This window comes from Haloferax sp. DFSO52 (assembly GCF_048158745.1).
Classification (GTDB): domain Archaea; phylum Halobacteriota; class Halobacteria; order Halobacteriales; family Haloferacaceae; genus Haloferax.
This window is the reverse complement of record NZ_JBLOPB010000001.1, coordinates 126343-150378: the sequence shown is the minus strand read 5'-3', so window position 1 is coordinate 150378 and position 24036 is coordinate 126343. Positions and strand designations below refer to the sequence as shown.

Below are 24036 nucleotides of genomic sequence, written 5' to 3'. Positions count from 1 at the left end.
GTGGTCCGTCCGGCTACCGCCGAGATAAAACGGCGACTGGTCCACGCGAGCGGGTCGGGGATGCCGCTTTTGTACATCCTCGGCATCGTCGACTGGCAGACGTTGGGCTACCTGTTCGTCCTCGTCTCGGCCGTCGTGACGGTCCTCGAACTGCTTCGTCTCTACGGTGGCCTCCAGTGGGGAATCTACGACGAACTCACCCGCGAGTACGAACAGGACAACGTCGCTGGCTACGCCCTCTACGCGTACAGTCAGACGTTCGTCGCGCTCGTCTTCGCGCCGTACATCGCAGTCCCCGGAATGCTCATGCTCACCATCGGCGACCCGATAAGCGGCCTCCTCGGGTCTGCACCGGTCGGCGAGATGAAGTCACTCAGCACGCTCGCCGTGATGTTCACCGTCTGCTTCGCGCTCGCCGCACCGTTCGTGATACCGGTCGCTGGCGTCGTCGCAGGAAGCATCGCGGCGGCTGTGGGCGCACTCGGCGCGACGGTCGCAGATGGCGTGAAACCCGTCGTCGCAGGCTACGTCATCGACGACAATCTCTCGATTCCACCGGTCGCCTGTACGGCGATTGCGGCGGCGTTGTTCGTCGTCGTCGTGTGAGAGTGCCGTTCGTCGGCGCGCAAGTCAGTTCATCGTCGTCACGGGCGAACGCAATTTTTCGTCCATCTGTGCGATACAGAGACGCGTTTTCTCGACCACGTCTGCAAAACAGAGACGCGTTTTCTCGACCACGTCTGCAAAACAGAGACGCGTTTTTATTTCACCGGGTCGCTAACGTCCCGTACGTGACTATCTACGAGAGCGACCTTCCGGGTGTCGGAAAGAAGCACGAGGTAGAACTCGGCGGTGGGAAACGACTCGTCATCGTCACCCACAACACCGGGAAACGAGAGGTGTTCCGCCGCGAAAGCGCCGAAAGTGACTCCGAGAAACTGTTCGAACTCGACGACCAACTCGCACGACAAGTGGGGACGCTCCTCGAAGGCGCGTACTTCCAACCGGTCCAATCGAGTCACATCGAAACGTTGCTGGGCGACAGCATGCTCATCGAGTGGGTCGAAGTCGCTGCTGACTCCGACATCGCCGGAAAGACACTCGGAGAGTCGAACATCCGGGCAGAGACTGGTGCGTCGGTCATCGCCATCGAGCGCGGTACCGACGTTATCACCTCACCGGGTCGCGACACGATGGTCGACGTGGGTGACACACTCGTCGTCATCGGGTCGAAAGACTCGTGCCGAGCGTTCGAAGCATTCGTGACCGGAACCTGATGGCGGCGGAACTCCTCGAATTCGGCTATCTGTTCGCCGTCCTCGCGCTCACCGGCGCGGTCGCGCTCCGTCTCGGGCTGTCGGTTATCCCACTGTACGTCGTCGGCGGCGTCGTCGTCGGCCCCTACGTCGCCGGCCGGTTCGGACTCCCGTACGTCGCGAACGGCGAGGTGGTGTCGTTACTCGCAGAAGTCGGAATCGTCCTCTTGCTGTTCTTCCTCGGACTGGAGTTCAGTCTCGACAGACTTCGTGCCGCACGAAGCAACATCGGCCGTGCCGGCGCAGTCGACCTCGTGGTCAATCTTCCACTCGGCGTCGCCATCGGCCTCGCACTCGGGTGGACGCTCGTGGAGTCGTTCCTCCTCGGTGGCATCGTCTACATCTCGTCGTCTGCCATCGTGACGAAGACACTCATCGACCTCGGGTGGATCGCCGACCCAGAGTCGGAACCAATCCTGGGGACACTCGTCTTCGAGGACCTCGCAATCGCCGTCTACCTCGCCGCCGTCACGTCGCTCGTCCTCGGGGGCGACGGTGGCCTCGTCGCCATCGGGCACTCGCTCGCCATCGCGTTCGGCTTTCTCGGACTCCTCCTCGTTGCCGTCCAGTACGGGACGCGGTTGTTCACGCGCGTCCTCGCCGTGGGTAATCAGGAAGCGTTCGTCCTGCGTGCGCTCGCCGTAGTCATCGTCATCTCGGGCGCGGCGCTGGCACTCGGCGTGAGTGAGGCCGTCGCGGCGTTCTTCGTCGGGATGGGCTTTTCGACGAGCGGGCACCGCGAGGCAATCGAACGCCGACTCACTGCCGTCCGCGACGTGTTCGCAGCCATCTTCTTCTTTTGGATTGGCCTCGGGACGGACCCGGCACTCCTCGCCGCCGCCGCGATTCCACTCGTCGTCGCGGTGCTGGTGACGACACCCGCGAAAGTCTTCTCGGGGTATCTCGGTGGCCGGGTCTACGACCTCTCGACCCACCGGTCGCTCCGTGTCGGCGTCGGAATGGTCCCGCGTGGTGAGTTCTCGCTGGTCATCGCGGCGCTGGCAGCGTCTGGGTCCACGCAGGTGATGCGCGAGGTGATTCCGGCGTTCGCCGTCGGCTACGTCCTCGTGATGAGCGCGCTCGGGACGGTGTTGATGCAGCGGTCGGACCTCGTCGAACGACTGGTCTTCCGCAGCGGGTCGGCAGGTTCGGACGCCTGAGATGCCAGTTTTAGCCCGAACGCTGTCGGGGCGGACGACAGCGGCGAACGTTGCGACGCCGAAAGGATTTAATATGGGTGACACTGTAGGATTTCATAACCATGGCGTCTCGCAGCACCCGCGCCACTTTTGCCCCGCTGCGAGCCGCTGCTGTCCGACGACGACCGGCCCTTTAGGGCCATAACTACCATATCCTTCGGGACACGTCGAAATTGCTAATCTCCAGTTTTCTTGGCTATAGGCATCTCTACCCTTTAATTTCACAAAACGAATGCAAAGAATTTATCTGTATGTCCATGCCACAGACGAGTATACATGAAGAAAGTCGCACTCGCGTTCTCGGGCGGACTCGACACCACAATCTGTGTCCCGATTCTCAAAGAAGAGTACGGATACGACGAAGTAATCGGCGTCACCGTCGACGTCGGTCAACCCGAAGAAGAGTTCGAGGAGGCCTACGAGACGGCCGAAGCCCTCGGACTCGAACACTACGTCATCGACGCGAAAGAGGAGTTCGCACAGCTCTGTCTCGACTCGGTGACCGCGAACGCAGACTATCAGGGCTACCCGCTCGGAACCGCGCTCGCACGCCCGGTCATCGCGAACGCCATCCTCGACCTCGCACAGGAAGAAGACTGTGACGGCATCGCCCACGGCTGTACGGGCAAAGGAAACGACCAACTCCGCTTCGAAGCCGTCTGGCGCGCGTCGGACCTCGAAGTCATCGCACCCGTCCGCGAGATGGGGATGACCCGCGAGTGGGAAATCGAGTACGCCGCCGAGAAGAACCTCCCCGTACAGGGTGGCAACGAAGGCGTCTGGTCCATCGACACGAACCTCTGGAGCCGTTCCATCGAGGGCGGCAACCTCGAAGACCCCGGCTACGTCCCGCCGGAAGACATCTACGAGTGGACCGACCAGCCCTCGGGCGAGACGGAACTCATCGAAATCGAGTTCGAAGACGGTTACCCCGTCGCCATCGACGGCGACGAGATGGAGCCCCTCGAACTCATCGCCTTCCTCAACGAGAAAGCCGGTTCCTACGGCGTCGGTCGCACGGATATGATGGAAGACCGCATGCTCGGCCTGAAGGTTCGCGAGAACTACGAGCACCCGGCCGCGACGACGCTCCTCAACGCCCACAAGGCGCTCGAGGGACTCGTCCTCACGAAAGAAGAACGTGACTTCAAGGCCACCGTCGACAACGAGTGGTCCCAGAAGGCCTACGAAGGCCTCATCGACGCCCCGCTCGTAGGCGCACTGAGTGCCTTCGTCGAGAAGACCCAAGAGCGCGTCACGGGCACCGTGACCATCAAGTTCGAGGGCGGACAGGCCCGTCCGGTCGGCCGCGAATCCGAGTTCGCCGCCTACTCCGAATCGGCAGCCTCCTTCAACACGGAGACGGTCGACGGCATCGAACAGGCCGACGCGACGGGCGTCGCCAAGTACCACGGCTTCCAGGCGCGTCTCGCCAACCAGAGCACGAAGAAGCAGAAGCCTGAACTGGCCGCCGACGGCGGTAGCGACGAGTAAGATGACAGGCGAGGACGGCACCTCCGAGAGCGTCATTCGCCGGGACCGCTTCAGTGGCGGCCCCGCCCGCGGGTTCATGTCGAGCCTCGCGGCCGACGAACGCATCTTCGAAGCCGACCTCGCCGTCGACCGGGCGCATGTGGTGATGCTCGCAGCACAGGACATCATCGAGTCTGACGTTGCAGCAGCCATCCTCGACGCGCTCGACGACGTGGAAGCCGCCGGCCACGATTCACTCTCCGGTGGCGAAGACGTCCACGAAGCCATCGAGGCCGCCGTCATCGACATCGTCGGCCCCGACGGTGGAAAGATGCACACCGCGCGCTCGCGCAACGACGAGGTGGCGACCTGCATTCGCTACCGCCTCCGCGACGACGTGTTGGAGGCACTCGACGCTGCGCTCGCCCTGCGCGAATCACTCGTCGAGACGGCGAGCGAGCACACCGAGACGGTGATGCCCGGATACACGCACCTGCAACCCGCTCAACCGACGACGGTTGCGCACTTCCTGCTCTCGTACGAGCGGGCGGTCGCTCGCGACTGCGCCCGCCTCATGTGCGCGTACGAGCGTATCAACCAGTCACCCCTCGGGTCGGCAGCCTTCGCCGGCACGCCGTTCGACGTGAATCGCGAACTCGTCGCCGACCTGCTCGGATTCGACAGCGTGATGGAGAACTCGATGGACGCCTCTGCGACCCGCGACTTCCTCGCGGAGACGCTCGGGGCGCTGGCGACACACGCCATCACGCTCTCTGGACTCGCCGAGGACCTCGTCATCTTCTCGAACAAAGGGCTGGTCGAGCTTTCGGACGACTACTCGTCCACCTCCTCGATTATGCCCCAGAAGAAGAACCCCGACACGATGGAACTCGTCCGCGCCGTCGCGGGCGACGCAGTCGGGGAACTCACCGGACTCCTGACGACGCTGAAGGGACTGCCACGTGCGTACAACCGCGACTTACAACGCGCGCACAAGCACGCATTCCGCGCCGTCGACGACGTGAGCGAAGCGGCGGCAGTCGCCGCCGGCGCAGTGGCCTCCGCGACGTGGCCCGAAGACGAACTCGCCGCGGCCGCCGGAGACGGCTTTTCGACGGCGACGGGCGTCGCAGACCTGCTGGCGATGGCCGGACTCCCGTTCCGTACCGCCCACGAAGTGGTCGCCGAGGCCGCCGCTCGGTCCTCGGGAACGCCCGACGTGGCAACACTTGACGCCGTCGCTACGGACGTATTAGGGGAGTCTCTCTTTACACACGTGACTGAAGCGGCCGTCGAAGCGGCGCTCGACCCGACCGAGAGCGTCGCGGGTCGCGATTCCGTCGGTGGGCCAGCGCCTGCCGCCGTCGAATCGACGCTCTCGACGGCCCGTGACGAACTCTCGGCAGATTACGCGGCCGTCGCAGACGCCCGCGACACGCTCACGGCCGCCGCCGAGGAACTCGACGAAGAGGTTTCGAACTATGTCTGAGAGAGCACCCACCGAAGCTGGTCTGCCACGACCACCGCGAGCGGGTGCGCTGCGACGACCACGACGACCGGTTTCGGTTCGGCGACTGCGAACCGAACCGCGACCGCGACCACGCCCGACGCGGGGGACGGCCCGACCGGTTCCGCGACCGGTCCCGTCTCCGGTGTTGGGTGAGGGTGGCAACCGAGCTCGACACGTCGTTCGACCGACCCCGATGGACGGTCGATTCGTCTGATACCCACCGTGAGAGTCTTCTTTACGTGCTTTATTGACGCGTAATTTTCGACGGATTTAATACCCATCGTGGCCCAGCCAAGGATGTAATGAGCGACACCATCACTGCGGAAGACCCACTGAGCGGAGAAGAAATCGAGCTGCCGGCCGACGTCGAAGTCGGCGAAATCATCGACAGCCCCGCCACAGGCGCGGAGCTCGAAGTCGTCTCGCTCGACCCCGTGATTTTAGAAGAGGCACCTGAACTCGAAGAGGACTGGGGAGAGTAAATTGCACATGGTCGGACTCTCGGACCTCCCTGCTCACACTCGCCACCGGGGGTGGCTCGCGTGAAGATTGGACTGCTCTACTCCCGGATTCGCCGCGACGAGAAGTTGCTTCTCAACGAGCTTCGCGAGCGCGGTCACGAGGTGACGAAGATAGACGTTCGGAAAGAGCAGTTCGACCTCACGGAGCCGCCGGAAGCGTTCGACGGCCTCGACATCGTCGTCGACCGCTGTCTGGCGACGAGCAGGAGCCTCTACATCACGCGCTTCCTGCAATCGTACGGTATTCCAGTCGTCAACTCACACGAGACGGCTGACGTCTGCGCCGACAAGGCGAAAAACAGTCTCGCACTCGCGGACGCGGGCGTGCCCACGCCGAACACGAAAGTCGCCTTCACGGTCGAATCGGCGATGGAGATCGTCGAAGAGTTCGGCTACCCCTGCGTCCTCAAGCCCGTCGTCGGGTCGTGGGGCCGCCTGATGGCCAAAATCGACTCCGAAGCGGCCGCAGAAGCGATTTTAGAGCACAAGGCGACGCTCGGCAACTACGAGCACAAGGTGTTCTACATCCAGGAGTTCGTCGAGAAACCGGGCCGCGACATTCGCGTGCTCGCCGTCGACGGCGAACCCATCGCCGCGATGACTCGCTCGTCGGACCACTGGCTCACGAACGCCGCGAAAGGCGCGAACGCCGAGGCGTTCGAACTCGACGACCGCGCGAAAGAACTCGTGAAACAGGCCTCGGACGCGGTCGGCGGCGGCCTACTCGGCGTCGACCTCATGGAGACCGGTGAAGACTACACCGTCCACGAGGTCAACCACACAGTCGAGTTCAAGGCGCTCAACGACGCAGTCGACGTGGACGTTCCCGCGAAAGTCGTCGATTGGCTGGAGGCGAAAGTCGCCAACGGACAGACACTCGCGGAGGTTTCGGCGTGAGCGAGGTACTCACAGCGGGCGTCGTCGGTGGGTCCGGATTCACCGGCGGCGAACTGCTCCGTCTGCTCGATGGTCATCCGAACTTCGACATCGAACAGGCGACGAGTCGCTCTTACGAGCGCAAGACCGTCGGTCACGTCCACCCGAACCTTCGTCACCTCGACCTGCGCTTTACCTCGCCGGAGGACCTCGAATCCGTGGACGTGCTCTTTACGGCGACGCCCCACGGCGTCTCGATGGAACACATCGACGAGTTTCAGGACGCTGCCGATACGGTCGTCGACCTCTCCGCTGACTTCCGTCTCTCCGAAGAAGCACAGTACGACCAGTGGTACGACGGGCACGTCTGTCCCGAATACCTCGACAAATCGGAGTACGCGCTTCCCGAACTCAATCGGGAAAATCTGCCCGGTGCGGACCTCATCGCAGCGGGTGGCTGTAACGCGACGGCGACGATTCTCGGCTTGAAGCCGCTGTTCGACGCCGACATCCTCTCGGGCAACGAGCAAGTTGTCGTCGACGTGAAAGTCGGGTCCTCAGAGGGCGGTGCAGGTGCCAGCAAGGCGTCCTCGCACGCCGAACGCTCCGGTATCGTTCGCCCCTACGCACCGACCGGCCATCGCCACGAGGCTGAAATCGAGGAGTATCTCGGCCTCTCAGTCTCCTTTACCGTCCACGCGGTGGACATGGTCCGCGGTGCGGCGGCGACCTGTCACGTCTTCCCCGACGGACCGGTGTCGAAAGGCGACATGTGGAAAGCCTTCCGTGGCTCCTACGGCGACGAACCCTTCATGCGCACCGTCGCGGGCGGCGGTGGCGTCTACCGCTACCCCGAACCGAAGTCCGTCGCTGGCACCAACTTCGGCGAAGTCGGCTTCGAAATCGATCCCACGAACCGCCGACTCGTCGTCTTCTCGGCCATCGACAACATGATGAAAGGCTCAGCCGGACAGGCGGTTCACGCCGCCAACATCGCGCTCGGCATGGAGGAGACTGCCGGCCTCGACTTCACCGGCTTCCACCCAATCGGCTCTCCCTAACCCCCGCCCCCGAACGCACCATTTCCAGACTACCGACCATACCCAGACTGACCATCGTACCACACCGACTATGACAGGATACACACGTGAGGAACTGCTCGCGGCACACGAACAGCTCGTCGACAACGAGGCGAATCTAATCACTGACGGCGGTTCCGAACCGCCAGTCGTCGTCAAAATTGGCGGCGCGAAGGCCGTCGACCCGAAGGGAGCCGTCGCAGATGTCGCCCACCTCGTCGCCAACGGCACCGATGTCGTCGTCGTCCACGGCGGGTCCACCGCAGTAGACGAGACGCTCGAAGATCTCGGCGAGGAACCGACCTACGTCGAATCGCCCTCGGGTGTGACCGGCCGCTTCACCGACGAGCGCACCATGGAGGTGTTCTCGATGGTGATGCCCGGCAAACTCAACACCGACCTGACGGCGCTGTTCCGTGAGGCCGGCGTCGACGCGCTCGGCCTCTCCGGCGTGGACGGTGGCCTTCTCACCGGCCCCCGCAAGTCGGCAGTTCGCGTCGTCGAGAACGGCAAGAAGAAGATCAAACGCGGCGACCACTCCGGGAAGATTACCTCGGTCAACGCGACGCTCCTCGAAACCCTCCTCGACGGCGGCTACACGCCAATCGTGACCGTCCCGATGCTGGCCGACGACGGCGTGCCTGTCAACGCCGACGCCGACCGTGCCGCCGCAGCAGTCGCAGGCGCACTCGGCGCGAAACTCGTCGTCCTCACCGACGTGAAAGGCGTCTACGCCGACCCCGACGACGACTCGACGCTCATCGAGACGGCCGACACGCCAGAGGAGTTCGAAGCGCTCGAAGCGGCGGCAGAAGGCTTCATGACGAAGAAAGTCATGGCTGCCAAGGAAGCGCTCGACGGCGGGGCCGCGGAGGTCATCGTCTCTGACGCGAACCTCAACGACCCCATCGTGACGGCGCTCAACGGCGGCGGTACGCACGTGACGCCCGGTGCGCTGGTCGAAGCGGAGGAGGCCGACTAATGTCTGGATTCGTCTTCAACGAGAAACCCATCACCATCGAATCCGGTGAGGGAGCCTACCTCTACTCGGACGACGGCACCGAGTATCTCGACTTCGGCGCGAGTTACGCCGTCGCGGCACTCGGTCATTCGCACCCCGCGGTCACCTCCGCGATTCAAGAGCAGGCCGCGAAGTTGACCTACGTGCAGGCGTCGTATCCGGTCGAAGTCCGCACCGAGTTGTACGAGAAACTCGCGGCGCTCGCACCCGGCGACATCGAGAACGTCTGGCTCTGTAACTCCGGAACGGAGGCCAACGAAGCGGCGATGAAGTTCGCTCGCTCTGCGACCGGTCGCCAGAAGATTATCGCCACCAAGCGCGCCTTCCACGGGCGTACCCTCGGTTCGCTCGCACTCACGTGGAAACAGAAGTACAAGAAGCCGTACGAACCGGTCGCCGGCGGTGTCGAGTTCGTCACCTACGGCGACGAAGAAGAACTCGCCGAGGCAATCGACGACGAGACGGCCGCCGTCTTCCTCGAACCCATTCAGGGCGAGGGCGGAATCAATCCCGCCACGACGGAGTATCTGCAGACCGCCCGCGACCTGACCGAAGACGCGGGCGCGGCGCTCGTCTTCGACGAGATTCAGACCGGAATCGGCCGCACTGGGACGCTGTGGGCCTGCGAACAGGCCGGTGTCGTCCCCGACATCCTCACGAGCGCGAAAGGTATCGCCAACGGCCTGCCTCTCGGTGCGACGCTCTGTGCCGACTGGATTGCCGACGGTGCGGCGTCTCACGGGTCGACGTTCTCCGGCGGCCCCGTGGTCTGTGCGGCGGCCAACGCCACGCTCGACACCATCGTCGAACAGGACATCCCCGGGCACGCCGGAAAGATTGGAGACTATCTCACGAGCGAACTCGAAGCAGCAGTCGAGACGCACGACCTGCCGGTTCGCGAGGTTCGTGGCGACGGCCTGATGATTGGTGTCGAGGTCAAGCGCGGTGCGAACCGCACCCTAAAGCATCTCGCACTGTCCGAACAACTGCTCGCACTGCCTGCTGGCCGGACCGTCGTTCGGTTCCTCCCACCGCTCATCATCGACGAATCGCACGCCGACGACGCGGTTGAGGCCATGACGAACGTGTTATCATGAACGCTGGAACCACACACGACCGGCACACCGAGACGGACGCCGACCTCATCGCCGGGAGCGACTGGGCCGGCGCACGTCGTCTCCTCTTCGATATGGTCTCGACACCCTCGGTGTCGGGCGAGGAGACAGCCGCCGCCGAAGTGCTGAAGGCGTTCTTCGAAGCACACGGCCGCGAGGTGTGGATAGACGAAGTCGGAAACGTTCGCGCACCTGCTGACGATTCGGTGCTTCTCACCTCACACATCGACACCGTTCCCGGCGAAGTCCCGGTCAAGGTCGAAGACGGTGTTCTGTGGGGTCGCGGAAGCGTCGACGCGACCGGTCCGCTCTGTTCGATGGCCGCTGCCGCCGTCGAAACTGGCGTCTCGTTCGTCGGCGTCGTCGGCGAGGAGACATCGTCGCGTGGTGCGTGGCACCTCGTCGAGACCCGTGACGCGCCCGACGCCGTCATCAACGGCGAACCGTCCGGCTGGGACGGCGTCACCCTCGGCTACCGCGGATTCCTCGACGGGACGTACGTCTCGACCAGCGAACAGGGCCACTCCTCGCGCCCCGAAGACAACGCCATCCAGTCGGCCGTCGCGTGGTGGTCACGCGTCGCCGACTTCTTCGACGAAGACTACGACGGCGTCTTCGACACGGTGACGACCAAACCCGTGAGCTTCGACGGCGGCCCCACCGAGGATGGCCTCGCAGTCGAGGCGACGGTGGACGTGCAGTTCCGCGTCCCGCCGCGCTACACCATCGACGACGTGCGCGAAGTCGCCGAAGGCGAACTCACTCGCGGGAGCGTCCACTGGAACAGGCCCATCCCGCCCGTGATGATGAGTCCGCGGACCGAAGTCGCGCGGGCGTTTCGCGTCGCCATCCGCGGCGTCGACGGGACGAAACCACGCTTGCTTCGCAAGACTGGAACCAGTGACATGAACATCTTCGCCGGCACGTGGGACTGCCCGATGGCAACCTACGGCCCCGGCGACTCTGACCTCGACCACGCACCCGACGAACGCCTCGAACTCGCCGAGTTCGACAAATCCATCGGCGTGCTCGTGGACGTTTGCGAGACGCTCGTAGAAGACTGAGAGACCGAATCGACACGGAGACACGACACACGACACAATGCTCGAAACGACACATTTCACCGACATCGACGACATCAGCGCATCGGAGTTAGACCGCGTCCTCACCCGCGCCGCCGACATCAAATCCGGCGACGACGAGACGCAACTCTCCCGAGCGACGCTGGCGATGCTCTTCGAGAAACCGAGTACGCGCACGCGTGTCTCCTTCGAGACGGGGATGACGCAACTGGGCGGCCACGCCCTCTTTCTCGGCCCCGAAGACATCCAACTCGGTCACGGCGAACCGCTCTCAGACACCGCCCGAGTGCTCGGACGCTACGGCGACGCCATCATGGTTCGCCTGTTCGAACACGCCGACTTGCTGGAGATTGCCGAGCACTCCGACGCACCGGTCATCAACGGCCTGACCGACGACGCCCACCCGTGCCAGACGCTCGCCGACCTGCTCACGATTCAGGAACACGTCGGCCCGTTCGACGAGGTACAGGCGGCGTGGGTCGGCGACGGCAACAACGTCGGACAGTCGTTCGTCAAAGGCTGTGCGATGGCCGGCGTCGACCTGACTGTCGCGACGCCACCCGACTACGCGATGGACGACGAAGTCATCGCACAGGCCGCCGAACTCGGACAGGCACCGACGGTGACGACGGACCCTCACGAAGCAATCGACGGAGCCGACGTCATCTACACCGACGTGTGGATATCGATGGGGCAAGAGAGCGAGCGTCACCAGAAGTTGCAGGCGTTCGAAGGCTTCCAGCTCAACGACGACCTGCTGGCCGACAGCGACGCGAAAGTCATGCACTGTCTACCCGCCCACCGTGGCGAGGAGATTACCGGCGACGTGCTCGAAGGCGAGCAGTCCATCGTCTGGGACCAGGCGGAGAATCGCTTGCACGCCCAGAAGGGACTCATCGTCGAGTTGCTCGACAACTAAGAAAAGTCGAACAGGCTACGCTGGCGCGCCGGCACCGCCTTCGGCCTCGGTTTCTGCTTCGGCCGGAATGAGGCCGAGTTGCTGCATGGTTCCGAAGTAGTCGAAGGCGTCCCACTGTTCTGCGACCTTGTCGCCCTCGAATCGGTAGATTGTGATGCCACTCGAACGCCAGTGGTTCCCCGTCGGTTCCTTCGTGAGGAACGACGGGGCCTCGTTGGTCCCTTCCAGCGTGTAGCGGACGGCGATTCGGTCGCCTGCAGCGAACATGTCCTCGATGGCGAATTCGAGGTCCGGCGTCCCGTCGAGCACCGCTTGAATCATCTCTCTCGCCCCGTCGAGGTCGCGGTCGCCCATCGGGTCCCGCATCACGAAGTCGTCGGTCGCAATCTCGTCGAAGGCCGCCGGGTCCCGGCCGTTCCACACCTTCTCTTCGATCTTCCGAACCTTCGCTTTCATCTCGGCTGTCGGAATGGTATCCATCTCAGTTCACCACGTGAGTCTACGCTCTGTGAAAATATGATATATTTGTCAAATGGTGTGGTCTATCTTGGTTTCCAGAACGTCGTCTCGGAGAACAGAGTTGGTGATTCGGGGACACCCCTCCGAGACTTTTAATCAGATGGCGGCCGAGAACTGTTCGTGGCCCACGCCAACGACGGACGCGACGACAGCGACTCGGAGAGAGCGTGGCGCTTCTTCCCGTACGACGCCCCGTATCCGAATCAGGAGGCGGCGATGTCGAGCATCGCAGACGCGCTCGACGGCGAACGCAACGTCCTCCTCGAAGGCGCGACGGGGACGGGAAAGACGATTTCGGCGCTCGTGCCGGCGCTCGAATACGCCCGCGAGCACGATAAGACGGTGGTCATCACGACGAACGTCCACCAGCAGATGCGACAGTTCATCGAAGACGCCCGTGCAATCACCCGTCGCGAACCAATCCGGTCGGTGGTGTTCCGCGGCAAATCCTCGATGTGCCACATCGAAGTCGGGTTTCAGGAGTGCCAGACCCTCCGCGATACGACGCGAAGCATCGTCGAAAAGGAATCCGACAAAGCCGAACTCTCGGAACAGGCGCAGACACTTCTCGACCGGATGCGCGACGGCGAATCCGGCGCAGGCGAGGCCAGAAACGCCGTCACGGACGAACTCGACGCCATCGACGACGAGTTAGACCAGTTGAAAGAGGGCAACTTCTGCGAACACTACTACAACAACCTCACACAGAACACGGACGAGTTCTTCCAGTGGTTGTTCGACGACGTGCGGACGCCAGACGAAATTTTCGCACACGCCGGCCGGCAGAACCTCTGTGGCTACGAATTGCTGAAAGAGGGGATGGAAGGCGTCGACCTCGTGGTCTGTAACTACCACCACCTGCTCGACCCGATGATTCGCGAGCAGTTCTTCCGGTGGTTGGACCGCGACGCCGACGACATCATCACCGTCTTCGACGAGGCGCACAACATCGAGGGGGCCGCCCGTGACCACGCGAGTCGCGCCCTCACCGAGAACACCCTCGAAAGCGCGATGAACGAGCTAGAAGACATCGACGACTCGCGGGCAGAAAGCGCCCGCAACGTCATCGGAACGTTCCTCGACGCCCTGCAGGAGAGTTACGACGACGCGTTCGGGTTCGGCGAACGCGAACAGGTGGGCGAAAACTGGCACGACCTCTCTATCGACAGTCAGGGCCGCCGAGACGACCTGACGATGCAGTTCCTCCGGTCGTACGAAGGCCGCGGAATCGACGTCGAAATCGAACTCGCACTCCAGTTGGGCAAACGCCTCGACGAGCAGTACGAAGACGAGTACAAAAACGGCGACTCGACGACGCGCAAGGAGTGCCAGACCCTGCAGGCGGCGAACTTCATCGCCGACTGGATGGAGATGGGTGACGAACTCGGCCGCCACCCCATGCTGTCGGTGCGGCGCGACGGCGGCACCGAGGAGATTTACGGCCGTGCTGAACTCTACACCTGCATCCCCCGTGAGGTCACTCGCGAACTGTTCGAAGAAGTCCACGCGAGCATTCTGATGTCGGCGACGCTGCGACCGTTCGACGTGACAGAAGAGACGCTCGGCCTCGAGAACCCGGTGACGATGGCCTACGGTCTCGAATATCCCGAAGACAACCGGCGAACGTTCGCCGTCTCGTTGCCGGCGCTGTTTTCCTCGGAGCGCGACAACCCGGCGACACAGGAGACGATCGAGCAGCTGCTCGTCGATGCGGCGCGATTTACACCGGGTAACACACTCGTGTTCTTCCCGTCGTACGCCGAGGCCGAACGGTATCACGAACGCTTGCGAGCGAACCCAGTCGCCGACTTCGACTTCTTCCTCGACGAACCCGGCGTCCGTGCCGAGGAAGCACGACAGGAGTTCGTCGGCAAAGACAACGGGATACTCCTCACCTCGCTGTGGGGGACACTCGCCGAAGGCGTGAGTTTCGACGGCGACGACGCACGAACCGTCGTCGTCGTGGGCGTGCCGTATCCACATCTCTCGGAGCGTCTCGAAGCAGTCCAAGACGCCTACGACCGCATCTACCGCGGGAAGAAAGCGGCCGGGTGGCGCTACGCCGTCGAGATTCCGACCATCCGCAAGACCAGACAGGCACTCGGCCGAGTCATCCGCTCACCCGACGACTTCGGAGTGCGCATCCTCGCCGACAAGCGCTACACGCGAGAGAGTTCTTCGATGGGGAAATACGGCGTCCGCGGGTCGTTTCCCGTCGAAGAGCGTGCCGAGATGGTCGACATCGCGCCGGCGAAACTCAAGTTCGCGATGCTGAACTTCTACAACGACCACGACGCCTACGACGGCGACCCGCCGCGACCCTGAGCAGTCGCTGGCGACGAGGTGCTGGTGATGACTAGCTGGCGACGACTTGTTGGTCACGACTAACTGGCGACGACTCCCTTCTTCGTCGGGCGCGACCTCGGCGAGAGATTCTTCCCTCTCCAAACCAACACATATCCGATGAGTTCGACCCCTCCAGGACCGAAGGGCGTCCCCGTCTTCGGTGCCAGTCGCCAGTACGCCCGTGACCCCTTTACCTTCCTGACAGCGGTCGCAGACGCCTACGGCGACGTGATTCACTTCGACCTCGGTCCGCTGGACACCTACATGCTGACGAATCCCGCCGATATCGAACGCGTCCTCGTGAGCGACGCGTCGAAGTTCCGAAAGCCACAGTTCCAAGACCGGGCTATCGGTGATTTGCTCGGTGAGGGGCTCCTCATGAGTGAAGGAGCGACGTGGCAGAAACAGCGCCAACTCGCTCAACCCGCCTTCGACGTGCGTCGCATCTCCACGATGGCAGGGATGATGACCGACCGAACCGAACGGATGCTCTCGGGGTGGCACAACGGCGACGTTATCGACGTGCAACTGGAGATGACGCGACTGACCGTCGAGATAATCGTCGACGCGATGTTCGGGGCGGACCTCGACGCCGAGCGCATCCGAATCATTCAGGAGAACCTCGAACCACTCGGGACGCGGTTCGAACCCGACCCGATTCGCTTTCTCACACCTGACTGGGTACCGACGAGAGAAAACCGCGAGTACAGAGAGTCGCTGTCAGTGCTCGAAGACCTCATCTGGGACATCGTCGAGGAACGTCGGGGGAGCGAGTACGGACAGACACCAGCGTCGTCGGTGTCGGCGGGCGCTTCGGCCGGTGAGCAACCGATGGACCTGCTGTCGATTCTCCTCCGCGCCTACGACGCGGGCGAACAGACCGACGAGAACCTCCGCGACGAACTGATGACGATGCTCCTCGCGGGCCACGACACCACGGCGTTGACGCTGACGTACGCGTGGTATCTGCTCTCGCAACATCCCGAGGCCGAAGCGAAACTCCACCGCGAACTGGACGACGTCCTCGGCGGGCGAACGCCGACGTACGAGGACGTTCGGCAGTTGGAGTACACAGAACGCGTGTTGAACGAGTCGATGCGTCTGTATCCCCCCGTGTACGTGATGTTCCGCGAGCCCAAAGTCGACGTGCGTCTCGGCGGCTATCGCGTCCCAGAAGGGTCGGCAATCATGCTCCCGCAGTGGGTCGTCCACCGGTCGGAGCGCTGGTGGGACGACCCCCTCGAGTTCGACCCCGACAGATGGTCACCGGAGCGAATGAAGGACCGACCAAGCTTCGCGTACTTCCCGTTCGGTGGCGGTCCGCGCCACTGTATCGGCAAGCACCTCTCGTTGCTCGAAGGCCGTCTCATCCTCGGGACGGTGGCCCAACAGTACGAACTCGACTACAGCAGAGACGAGCCGTTTTCGCTCCGCGGGTCGCTGACGATGCACCCCCGAGAACCGATGGGGATGCGACTACACGCTCGGAAGTAGCGACCGGCCGACCGGCCCTCGTCTCGTCTCGGTCAGGCCGGCAGTGAGATAGACGCCACAGTCTCGCGGAAGTTGCCATCGTAGAGGTCGACGTGCGAGACGGTCCAGTCGACCGAGTCGACGTGTTGACCCACGACCGCGCGGGCGTCTGCGATGTCGCCGCCGCGAGCGAGCGTGACGTGTGGCACGTAGTCGTCGCCTTCGAGTCCGTCGATAGCCCCGAACTCCTCGACGAGTCGCGAGTGTAACGCTTCGAGACCGGGACTCTCGATTTCGAGGTAGACGACCGGTGCAGATCCACGTGGTGGGTGTTCGAAGAACCCGATACCCGTGACGCGAGCGTCGAACGCCGGCGCACCGCTGAGCGTCTGTCGGAGGCGCTCACGCAGTCGGTCGAGGTCGGTCTCTTCGAACCGTTTGCAGACGAGCGTGTGTCGGTCACGGACCCGGTCGAACGGGGCGAGATACGGAAACAGGTCAGACGCGAGACGGGCGACCCGCCCCGGCACCGGGACGTTCAGACTGTACACGGCCGTGTCTCACGGGTGAGGTACAAAGACGTGTCGTCGTCGGGCTGGTCGAGAACCGCCCCGACGGTTTCGAATCAGATTCGGTCGAGTAACCAGAGGACGATGAGCGCGGCGACAGCGAGACCCAGGAGTGGCTTGAGCGGCCCCAGGAGCATCGTGAAGAGGCCGAGAATCTCCCCGACGATTTCGAGAACCAACCAGATGAGGACGAGGACCAACACGAGTTTGAGGAGGTCTTCGACGTCGATGCGGGCACGATTCAGTTTCATACACGGCCGGTCAGAGAGTTGGCAGTAAATACTTGGTGGCCAGAAGAAAGCCAGTTGACACTGTCGTTGGGGTCTATGCTCTGGGTTCCGGGTGTCGGCTGTGGGTGTGGGCCGTTGACTGTCGGGTGCTGGGTAGGTTTATTCGTCTACGGTGTCACTCTCTTGCATGGACAGCGTGTTCTACCAACTCGGGCGACTCAGCCGACCAGACTCCGGCGCAGAGTCATCGGCGAAAGTCGGTGGGTCGTCCCGCATCCCACGTTGGCTTGGTCCCCTCGCACTCGCGGTGGTGCTGTTCGGCATCGCCGTCGTCGTCCTGCCCGTCACACCGCTGACGCTGGCAGGCTACGTCATCCTCGCACTCGCTATCGCGGCGGTGTACGACGCCGTCGAAATCGTGCAAGCGTACGAAAAGCGGACGCTCACCGTCTTCGGCGACTACAAAGGCATCCTCGAACCGGGTATCAACTTCGTCCCGCCGTTCGTCTCGAAGACCTACCGCTTCGACATGCGGACCCAGACGCTCGACGTTCCCTCACAGGAGGCAATCACCGAAGACAACTCGCCGGTGACTGCCGACGCCGTCGTCTACATCCGCGTGATGGACCCCGAGCGTGCCTTCCTCGAAGTCGACAACTACCGCCGGGCCGTCTCGTTGCTCGCCCAGACGACGCTCCGCGCGGCACTCGGAGATATGGAACTCGACGAGACGCTCGCTCGCCGTGACCACATCAACGCCCGTATCCGCGAAGAACTCGACGAACCGACCGACGAGTGGGGCGTCCGCGTGGAATCCGTCGAAGTTCGCGAGGTGAAACCATCGGCCGACGTCGAGAACGCGATGGAACAACAGACCGCCGCCGAACGCCGTCGTCGCGCCATGATTCTGGAAGCGCAGGGTGAACGCCGGTCTGCCGTCGAGAAGGCAGAAGGTGACAAACAGTCGAACATCATCAGCGCACAGGGGAAGAAACAGGCCGCCATCTTGCGTGCACAGGGTGACGCCATCTCGACCGTCCTGCGTGCCCGTGCCGCGGAATCGATGGGCGAACGCGCCATCATCGACAAGGGCATGGAGACGCTGGGACGCATCGGAACGTCGCCCTCGACGACGTACGTCCTCCCGCAGGAACTCACGTCGCTGCTCGGGCGCTACGGGAAGGGACTGAGCGAGTCGGACGTGCAGAAAACCGCCGGTCTGGAGAGTCTGGCGTTCGACGAAGAGACGCGAGAGCTCATCGGACTCGACGACATCGAAGAGATTCTCAGTGAACTCGGGTCGATACAGACTGAAGACATCGACGCCGACGCCGGGGCAATCGATATCGAAATCGAAGACGGCGGCGTCGAGATGGAATCACAGAAGTAGCCGGGACGAGCGTCGAAAAATGAGTGTTCGGGTTACGCTTCGACCGGAACCGCGTCCATCATGTCGAGTAAGTCGAGCATCGCCTGGTCGGCCGGTCCGGCAGGCGCGGTTTTCGTCTTCGTGAACATTCCCGGGACGGCGAGACGCCAGACGGTTACGACGCGTTCTGCCGCTTCGGCCGTGTCCGCTTCGAAGACGGTAACCCCCCAGTTGTCACTGGTCAGGTCCCAGCGGATAATCTCGACACCCTCCGGTGGCCACAGCTCCGATTCCATCAGTTTCGCGCCCGCTTCGAGGATCTCGGCGGGCGGCTTGTTCTCGTTTATCTCCCAGTATGATACGAACAGCATCGTACTCCCCCCTTCACGTCTGCGTGTTTCGCAGACGTATGAAAGTTCGACGCAGTGACTATTAATCGTGTGAGAAGGTTCTCGAATTTCGAGAGTGTGGGATATTGACGTGGTACTAATCCGCACGGAAAACGGCGAGATGGGACGTGAGTGAGGGGGTTCGTTGCCTACTCGTCTGCGGCGCGAACCGTCAGAACGGGGGCCGACGACTGCCGGACGACACGTTCGGTGACGCTTCCGATGAGGTAGTGGTCGAGACCGGTTCGGCCGTGGGTCGCCATCACGACCACGTCGATGTCGGCGTCGTTCGCGTGGTCGACGATGACCGAGTCTGGCACGCCTTCTTCGACGACTCGCTCCGTCGCGACGTCGTCCGGAAGGGCCTCGAGAACGGCATCGACGGCGTGTTCGGCGCGTTCGAGTTCGGACTCTTTCCACACGTCTGGGGCGATGCCGGCAGACGGCGTCTCGAACCGGTTGCGCGAGTCGGCGACCGAGAGGACGCGGACCGTCGCATCGTAGGTCCGTGCGAGCGTCGTTGCGTGTTCGATAGTTGCTTCGGTCGCATCGCTGCCGTCGGTCGGTAACAGGATGGTGTCGTACATGAGGTTGGGTGAAACGAGTGGTGTGTTGCTGTCGTGTGAAACGAGTGTGTGGTGTGGGTGTGCGCGTCGGTTAGATACCTGCGGCCATCAGGAACAGCGCGATGGAGATGACCGCGAAGAGGCCGCCGACGAACGTCTTGATAGTCTCAGTCTCCAGTGCGTTGGACACGTACGGTGCGATTTGGCCGCCGAGAACCGTCGCCGGAACGGTGAAGATGACCATGTTCCACGGCGTCGACGCCAGACTCAGCGTGTGGCCACCGACGAGGCCGCCACCGAAGACGTGGACGAGCGACGCGAGGATGGCCGTCAGTGCGACGACGATGTGGTTCGTCCCGATAGCGACGCGGACGGGAACTTTCGTGCTGAGCATCGAGATGATGCCGAGTTCGCCGACACCGAATCCGGCGAGTCCCTGGAACGTCCCGCCGATGCTGTAGTTGGCGAAGCGGCGGAGGTAGCCACCGCGAGTGTACGTGTAGTCGTCACCCTCTCTGTCGACGCGGGTGACAGTACCGTCGTCGTCGGTTCGGACGCCCGCCGGGCCGAGCTTGCCGGGGTCGTTCGGAAGACTCGACGTGACGGTCCCACCGTCGGTCGCCGCGGCGTGTTCGGAACTGGAGCCACTGGGTTCGTCGTGGCCGAGGTCGGCTTTGAACAGCAGGTACGACGCCGCCAGGAGGGCGATGCCGAGGAGTGCGTGGAAGACGACTTCGGGGATGACGAACGACAGCAGCGCGCCGCCGACGACGAACGGAATCGACCCGGCGACGAGGCTGAGCGCCAGTCGGCGGTCGACGAGGCCGTACTGGATGAACGCGACGGCCGAACTCGAGAGGCCGAACGCTTCACTGATGAGACCCACCTTCACGATGGTCGCAGGTTCGAGCGGGTGTGCGAACACCGGGAAGATGAAGATGAGGAACGGGACGAACAGTGCCGACCCACTGATTCCGACCGTGTTCACAGTGGTTGCACCGAGGACGAACACCGGGAACAACCACCAGTAGTTGAGCCAGTAGTCCATGCCGGCGTCAGTGGGCGTCGGGGCCACAGTGAAGACGGCGGCGATGAACAGCACGGGTGCGATGAACACGAGGATGTGTTGATACTTCAGGAACGACTTCTGGACGTGACTGAGAGACTGAGAGCTCATTGTTCTCGTTGTGTTCAGTACGTTGTGACATGCGCGTTCACTCGGGTCGAGTGACGCGACCAAAACAGGTTGTCTGCCGAAACAGCAGCGGGTTCGCACCGCGTGCGAGGTTCATCCACAGCAATCGATGTGACCGTCTCACACACCGGCGTCGCCGGTGACGAGTGGACACCCGACGAGTCGAGCGACTGTGACTCGGTGAACGTGGGCATCTAAGTAATACCCCCGTTCGGGAATGCGTGGTGAACTGTGTATCCTGCAGACTCATCCGCAGAGATGCGGGTCACGGTGAAACGGGCATAGCGAAGTCGGGGTAATAAGTCTTGATACCGACTCCACTTTTGGGTACTGACCACACACCGACAAGTGTCGAAAAAGCGGAAACATGTGTACCAACCCCTAGTCTGTACTCAGTTCGAGGGGTCGAGCAGACGTCGAACGAGGGAACGTTCGTTCTGATACGAAAGACGGTCGACGGCTTCAGTGGGGGAAAGCCACTCGCGCGCACCCACCTCGTCGTCGGGGTCGAATGGGTGTTCGTCGACGAGTCGCATATGCCAGATGAAGACTGCTTTCGGCCCACTCGAAGTGTTTGCATCGGCAGCGACGTGGTAGTCGTAGCGTCCAGCGAAACCACCGCAATCGACCGAGCATCGGGTCTCCTCGCTGACTTCGCGAATGGCAGTCTCGACCAGCAGTTCGCCCGGTTTGACCTTCCCTTTCGGGAGCGACCAGTCGTCGTAGCGAGTACGGTAGACGAGGCAGAGTCGGCCGTCGTCGCGGCGGAGAAGACCGCCAGCGGCAAACGTGAGTGCAGTCGAATCAGCCACGTCAGAACTCGTCCGGCGGTGCGAGGCTGTCGTCGTCTTCGTCGGGGACTTCGGGTTCGATGCCGTCGTCGAGGTGGTCCACGTCGTACTCGCGGCGGAGTTTCTGGATGCGGTCGCGGATGTCGGCCGCGAGTTCGAATTCGAGGTTGTCGGCGGCCTCTTGCATCCGGTCCTGCAAGAAGAGAATCTGTTCGGCCGCTTCGTCGGCGTCGGCAGGTGCATCGCCCGAGACGCCGCGTGTATCGGTCTTGCTCCCGGGGAGGTTGGTCTCGCCGACTTCCTTCTCGATAGTCTTCGGCGTGTAACCGTGTTCCTCGTTGAACTCCTGCTGGATGCGACGACGACGTTGTGTCTCTGAAATCGCGGCCTCCATCGCGTCGGTCCGGTCGTCTGCATAGAGGACGACTTCACCGTTGACGTTGCGGGCAGCACGCCCCATCGTCTGGACGAGCGTGGTTTCGGAGCGAAGGAATCCCTGCTGGTCGGCGTCGAGGATGGCGACGAGCGACACTTCCGGGATGTCGAGACCCTCTCGAAGGAGGTTGATACCGACCAGTACGTCGATATCGCCGAGTCGGAGCGACCGAATGAGTTCGTGCCGTTCGAGCGTGTCCGTCTCGTCGTGCATGTAGGCCACGTCGACGCCCGCTTCTTCGAGATACTCGGTGAGATCTTCGGCCATCCGTTTCGTGAGTGTCGTCACGAGAACGCGTTCCTCGCGGTCGATTCGGTCGTCGATGCGGGCCATCAGGTCGTCTATCTGTCCCGTCGCGTCTGCGACTTCCACCTTCGGGTCCACGAGGTGCGTCGGGCGAACGATCTGTTCGACGATCTGGTCGGAGTGTTCGCGTTCGTAGTCGCTGGGTGTCGCGGAGACGAAGAGCAGCTTGCCAGTCTTCTCTTCGAACTCTTCGAACGTCAACGGGCGGTTGTCGTAGGCCGTCGGGAGGCGGAATCCGTTTTCGACGAGCGAATCTTTGCGGGACTTGTCGCCCGCGTACTGTCCCTTGATTTGTGGGAGCGTGACGTGTGATTCGTCCACGACGGTGAGGAAGTCGTCGGGGAAGTAGTCGAGAAGTGTGTAGGGGGCGTCGCCCGACTGTCTGTCCGAGAGGTGGACCGAGTAGTTTTCGATGCCGGAGCAGTGGCCCGTCTCGCGCATCATCTCGATGTCGAAGGTGGTTCGTTCTTCGATGCGCTGGGCCGCGACGAGGTCGCCCTGACGCTGGAAGTACTTGACCCGTTCTTCCATCAGTTCCTCGATTTCTGAGATGGCCTGTTCGAGTTGTGCTTCGGGAATCGAGTAGTGTTCTGCCGGGTGGACGAGGACGGCGGGTTCGGAGGATTTCACGTCGCCGTCGAGTGGGTCGAGTTTTAGCATCCGGTCGATTTCGTCGCCCCAGAACTCGATGCGGACGGCGTAGCGGCCGTACATCGGGAAGACTTCGACGGTGTCGCCGCGGACGCGGAACGTCCCGTGGTGGAAGTCCACGTCGTTGCGTTCGTAGTTCAGGTCGACGAGTTGGCGCAGTAACTCGTCACGGTCGAGTTCGTCACCGACTTCGAGACGGAGAGACATGTCGGTGTAGTTCTTCGGGTCACCGAGACCGTAGATAGCCGAGACGGACGCCACGACGATGACGTCGTCGCGGGTGAGAAGCGACCGCGTCGCAGAGTGGCGGAGTCGGTCGATCTCCTCGTTGATGGACATGTCCTTGTCGATGTAGGTGTCGGTCTGTTCGATGTAGGCTTCGGGCTGGTAGTAGTCGTAGTACGAGACGAAGTACTCCACCGCGTTGTCGGGAAAGAGGTTCTTGAACTCCTCGTACAACTGCGCGGCGAGCGTCTTGTTGTGGGCGAGGACGAGCGTCGGTTTCTGAATCTCTTCGACGACCCACGAGACGGTGTTCGTTTTGCCGGAACCGGTGACGCCGAGCAGTGTCTGAATATCGGCTCCGTCGCGGTAACCACGGACCAACGCGTCGATAGCCTCTGGTTGGTCTCCCGCCGGTTCGAAGGGGGCATCGACGCGGAATTCGCGTTCTGCCTCTGGTCTGTCGGCAGACAGGGGACCGGACTCGCTCATTGTCTGGTGTTAGAAGTCGGCGTACTTGAGCGAGGCGGTGTTTTCCGCCGGGAGAATGGTTTTCCGACGCGAACGCGTATGTGATACTATGACACGAGAGGAGCTACAGAAAGCGAGTCAACTGCTCAAAGACGCCGCCGAAGCGACCGACGGCGAGGTCCGAGAACGACTCTACAACCAGTCCGACCAGTTGGCCAAACTGGCCGACCGCGCGCAGGGACCGGACCACGGGCGACTCGCCCGCCACATGACCGTCCTCCACGACCTCGCGAACCAACTCGACGGCGACACAGCAGAGACAGTTCGAGCGGCCCGACAGCAGGTACTCGAATACCGAAAAACGGTTCCCGGCGTCTGACGCCCGGCAGACA

At 62.7% G+C, this 24036-nt stretch carries 25 protein-coding genes; 16 read left to right on the top strand and 9 right to left on the bottom strand.

Features of this window, described 5'->3' with window-relative positions; all coding sequences use genetic code 11:
- From ACK3SC_RS00750 to argH, 5 genes are all read left to right on the top strand, one after another.
- The gene (locus tag ACK3SC_RS00750) at positions 1-606 is read left to right on the top strand and encodes a dolichol kinase (RefSeq protein WP_416838221.1); all 606 of its coding nucleotides are present in this window, start codon (positions 1-3) and stop codon (positions 604-606) included.
- 185 nt (positions 607-791) lie between these two features.
- A complete protein-coding gene (locus ACK3SC_RS00745) occupies positions 792-1277 on the top strand; it encodes a cation:proton antiporter regulatory subunit (protein ID WP_416838220.1) in 486 nt (161 codons plus the stop codon).
- Positions 1277-2476 (top strand): cation:proton antiporter, encoded by a 1200-nt coding sequence (locus tag ACK3SC_RS00740; RefSeq protein WP_416839914.1) that lies wholly within the window; start codon positions 1277-1279, stop codon positions 2474-2476. Before ACK3SC_RS00745 ends, ACK3SC_RS00740 begins: the two co-directional genes overlap by 1 nt.
- A 315-nt stretch (positions 2477-2791) precedes the next feature.
- The gene (locus ACK3SC_RS00735; RefSeq protein ID WP_416838219.1) at positions 2792-4009 is read left to right on the top strand and encodes an argininosuccinate synthase; all 1218 of its coding nucleotides are present in this window, start codon (positions 2792-2794) and stop codon (positions 4007-4009) included.
- Position 4010: 1 nt separating this feature from the next.
- Positions 4011-5477, top strand: coding sequence for an argininosuccinate lyase (argH, locus tag ACK3SC_RS00730; protein ID WP_416838218.1), 1467 nt, complete (start codon positions 4011-4013; stop codon positions 5475-5477).
- Here argH and ACK3SC_RS00725 read toward each other — a convergent pair.
- Positions 5468-5719, bottom strand: a complete 252-nt coding sequence (locus ACK3SC_RS00725; protein WP_416838217.1) for a hypothetical protein — start codon at positions 5717-5719, stop codon at positions 5468-5470. The genes argH and ACK3SC_RS00725 overlap by 10 nt on opposite strands.
- An 81-nt stretch (positions 5720-5800) precedes the next feature.
- On the opposite strand from ACK3SC_RS00725, the gene lysW reads away from it, so the two are divergent.
- The 7 genes from lysW to argF all read left to right on the top strand — a co-directional run bounded on the left by lysW (position 5801) and on the right by argF (position 12111).
- Positions 5801-5980: a lysine biosynthesis protein LysW gene (gene lysW, locus ACK3SC_RS00720; RefSeq protein ID WP_151113920.1), complete on the top strand. Its 180-nt coding sequence runs from the start codon at positions 5801-5803 to the stop codon at positions 5978-5980.
- Positions 5981-6040: 60 nt separating this feature from the next.
- On the top strand, positions 6041-6916 hold the full coding sequence (gene lysX, locus ACK3SC_RS00715; RefSeq protein WP_416838216.1) for a lysine biosynthesis protein LysX: 876 nt from the start codon (positions 6041-6043) through the stop codon (positions 6914-6916).
- Positions 6913-7956 (top strand): N-acetyl-gamma-glutamyl-phosphate reductase, encoded by a 1044-nt coding sequence (gene argC, locus ACK3SC_RS00710; protein WP_416838215.1) that lies wholly within the window; start codon positions 6913-6915, stop codon positions 7954-7956. Before lysX ends, argC begins: the two co-directional genes overlap by 4 nt.
- A 70-nt stretch (positions 7957-8026) precedes the next feature.
- Positions 8027-8956, top strand: a complete 930-nt coding sequence (locus ACK3SC_RS00705) for an acetylglutamate/acetylaminoadipate kinase (RefSeq protein WP_416838214.1) — start codon at positions 8027-8029, stop codon at positions 8954-8956.
- A complete protein-coding gene (locus tag ACK3SC_RS00700) occupies positions 8956-10092 on the top strand; it encodes an aspartate aminotransferase family protein (protein WP_416838213.1) in 1137 nt (378 codons plus the stop codon). The genes ACK3SC_RS00705 and ACK3SC_RS00700 overlap by 1 nt, the downstream gene beginning before the upstream one ends.
- Entirely contained in the window at positions 10089-11174 is a 1086-nt protein-coding gene (locus tag ACK3SC_RS00695) for a [LysW]-lysine hydrolase (protein ID WP_416838212.1), read from the top strand. The genes ACK3SC_RS00700 and ACK3SC_RS00695 overlap by 4 nt, the downstream gene beginning before the upstream one ends.
- A gap of 37 nt (positions 11175-11211) precedes the next feature.
- A complete protein-coding gene (argF, locus tag ACK3SC_RS00690; RefSeq protein ID WP_416838211.1) occupies positions 11212-12111 on the top strand; it encodes an ornithine carbamoyltransferase in 900 nt (299 codons plus the stop codon).
- A gap of 15 nt (positions 12112-12126) precedes the next feature.
- Here argF and ACK3SC_RS00685 read toward each other — a convergent pair whose 3' ends face one another.
- The gene (locus ACK3SC_RS00685; RefSeq protein ID WP_416838210.1) at positions 12127-12591 is read right to left on the bottom strand and encodes an ester cyclase; all 465 of its coding nucleotides are present in this window, start codon (positions 12589-12591) and stop codon (positions 12127-12129) included.
- A 159-nt stretch (positions 12592-12750) separates the two neighbouring features.
- Here ACK3SC_RS00685 and ACK3SC_RS00680 point away from each other — a divergent pair, with 159 nt between their 5' ends.
- Positions 12751-14955 (top strand): ATP-dependent DNA helicase, encoded by a 2205-nt coding sequence (locus tag ACK3SC_RS00680; protein ID WP_416838209.1) that lies wholly within the window; start codon positions 12751-12753, stop codon positions 14953-14955.
- Positions 14956-15093: 138 nt separating this feature from the next.
- Positions 15094-16470, top strand: a complete 1377-nt coding sequence (locus ACK3SC_RS00675; protein WP_416838208.1) for a cytochrome P450 — start codon at positions 15094-15096, stop codon at positions 16468-16470.
- A gap of 32 nt (positions 16471-16502) precedes the next feature.
- Here the strand turns inward: ACK3SC_RS00675 and ACK3SC_RS00670 are convergent, their stop codons facing one another.
- Entirely contained in the window at positions 16503-17000 is a 498-nt protein-coding gene (locus tag ACK3SC_RS00670) for a 2'-5' RNA ligase family protein (RefSeq protein ID WP_416838207.1), read from the bottom strand.
- Positions 17001-17074: 74 nt separating this feature from the next.
- A complete protein-coding gene (locus ACK3SC_RS00665) occupies positions 17075-17269 on the bottom strand; it encodes a hypothetical protein (RefSeq protein ID WP_416838206.1) in 195 nt (64 codons plus the stop codon).
- A 166-nt stretch (positions 17270-17435) separates the two neighbouring features.
- On the opposite strand from ACK3SC_RS00665, the gene ACK3SC_RS00660 reads away from it, so the two are divergent.
- Complete coding sequence (locus ACK3SC_RS00660) at positions 17436-18638, top strand: SPFH domain-containing protein (RefSeq protein ID WP_416838205.1); 1203 nt, start codon at positions 17436-17438, stop codon at positions 18636-18638.
- Positions 18639-18670: 32 nt separating this feature from the next.
- On the opposite strand, the gene ACK3SC_RS00655 is transcribed toward ACK3SC_RS00660, so the two are convergent.
- The 5 genes from ACK3SC_RS00655 to uvrB all read right to left on the bottom strand — a co-directional run bounded on the left by ACK3SC_RS00655 (position 18671) and on the right by uvrB (position 23665).
- The gene (locus ACK3SC_RS00655) at positions 18671-18988 is read right to left on the bottom strand and encodes a DUF3303 family protein (RefSeq protein ID WP_416838204.1); all 318 of its coding nucleotides are present in this window, start codon (positions 18986-18988) and stop codon (positions 18671-18673) included.
- Positions 18989-19155: 167 nt separating this feature from the next.
- Positions 19156-19593 carry a universal stress protein gene (locus ACK3SC_RS00650; RefSeq protein ID WP_416838203.1) on the bottom strand — a complete coding sequence of 146 codons (438 nt, stop codon included), beginning with the start codon at positions 19591-19593 and terminating at the stop codon, positions 19156-19158.
- Between the two features lie 70 nt (positions 19594-19663).
- On the bottom strand, positions 19664-20749 hold the full coding sequence (locus ACK3SC_RS00645) for a sulfite exporter TauE/SafE family protein (protein ID WP_416838202.1): 1086 nt from the start codon (positions 20747-20749) through the stop codon (positions 19664-19666).
- 410 nt (positions 20750-21159) lie between these two features.
- Positions 21160-21579 (bottom strand): NUDIX hydrolase, encoded by a 420-nt coding sequence (locus ACK3SC_RS00640; RefSeq protein ID WP_416838201.1) that lies wholly within the window; start codon positions 21577-21579, stop codon positions 21160-21162.
- Between the two features lies 1 nt (position 21580).
- Positions 21581-23665 carry an excinuclease ABC subunit UvrB gene (gene uvrB, locus ACK3SC_RS00635; protein WP_416838200.1) on the bottom strand — a complete coding sequence of 695 codons (2085 nt, stop codon included), beginning with the start codon at positions 23663-23665 and terminating at the stop codon, positions 21581-21583.
- Positions 23666-23753: 88 nt separating this feature from the next.
- Here uvrB and ACK3SC_RS00630 point away from each other — a divergent pair, with 88 nt between their 5' ends.
- Complete coding sequence (locus ACK3SC_RS00630) at positions 23754-24023, top strand: hypothetical protein (RefSeq protein WP_416838199.1); 270 nt, start codon at positions 23754-23756, stop codon at positions 24021-24023.
- Positions 24024-24036 lie beyond the last annotated feature (13 nt).

Bases quoted from the DNA above. Each gene is read 5' to 3' on its own strand.
- ACK3SC_RS00700 (WP_416838213.1), top strand. From the start codon at position 8,956: ATGTCTGGATTCGTCTTCAACGAGAAACCCATCACCATCGAATCCGGT.
- ACK3SC_RS00630 (WP_416838199.1), top strand. From the start codon at position 23,754: ATGACACGAGAGGAGCTACAGAAAGCGAGTCAACTGCTCAAAGACGCC.
- argF (WP_416838211.1), top strand. From the start codon at position 11,212: ATGCTCGAAACGACACATTTCACCGACATCGACGACATCAGCGCATCG.
- ACK3SC_RS00685 (WP_416838210.1), bottom strand. From the start codon at position 12,591: ATGGATACCATTCCGACAGCCGAGATGAAAGCGAAGGTTCGGAAGATC.
- ACK3SC_RS00695 (WP_416838212.1), top strand. From the start codon at position 10,089: ATGAACGCTGGAACCACACACGACCGGCACACCGAGACGGACGCCGAC.
- ACK3SC_RS00740 (WP_416839914.1), top strand. From the start codon at position 1,277: ATGGCGGCGGAACTCCTCGAATTCGGCTATCTGTTCGCCGTCCTCGCG.
- ACK3SC_RS00735 (WP_416838219.1), top strand. From the start codon at position 2,792: ATGAAGAAAGTCGCACTCGCGTTCTCGGGCGGACTCGACACCACAATC.
- ACK3SC_RS00650 (WP_416838203.1), bottom strand. From the start codon at position 19,593: ATGTACGACACCATCCTGTTACCGACCGACGGCAGCGATGCGACCGAA.
- uvrB (WP_416838200.1), bottom strand. From the start codon at position 23,665: ATGAGCGAGTCCGGTCCCCTGTCTGCCGACAGACCAGAGGCAGAACGC.
- argH (WP_416838218.1), top strand. From the start codon at position 4,011: ATGACAGGCGAGGACGGCACCTCCGAGAGCGTCATTCGCCGGGACCGC.
- ACK3SC_RS00675 (WP_416838208.1), top strand. From the start codon at position 15,094: ATGAGTTCGACCCCTCCAGGACCGAAGGGCGTCCCCGTCTTCGGTGCC.
- ACK3SC_RS00645 (WP_416838202.1), bottom strand. From the start codon at position 20,749: ATGAGCTCTCAGTCTCTCAGTCACGTCCAGAAGTCGTTCCTGAAGTAT.
- lysW (WP_151113920.1), top strand. From the start codon at position 5,801: ATGAGCGACACCATCACTGCGGAAGACCCACTGAGCGGAGAAGAAATC.
- ACK3SC_RS00655 (WP_416838204.1), bottom strand. From the start codon at position 18,988: ATGCTGTTCGTATCATACTGGGAGATAAACGAGAACAAGCCGCCCGCC.
- ACK3SC_RS00705 (WP_416838214.1), top strand. From the start codon at position 8,027: ATGACAGGATACACACGTGAGGAACTGCTCGCGGCACACGAACAGCTC.
- ACK3SC_RS00665 (WP_416838206.1), bottom strand. From the start codon at position 17,269: ATGAAACTGAATCGTGCCCGCATCGACGTCGAAGACCTCCTCAAACTC.
- ACK3SC_RS00660 (WP_416838205.1), top strand. From the start codon at position 17,436: ATGGACAGCGTGTTCTACCAACTCGGGCGACTCAGCCGACCAGACTCC.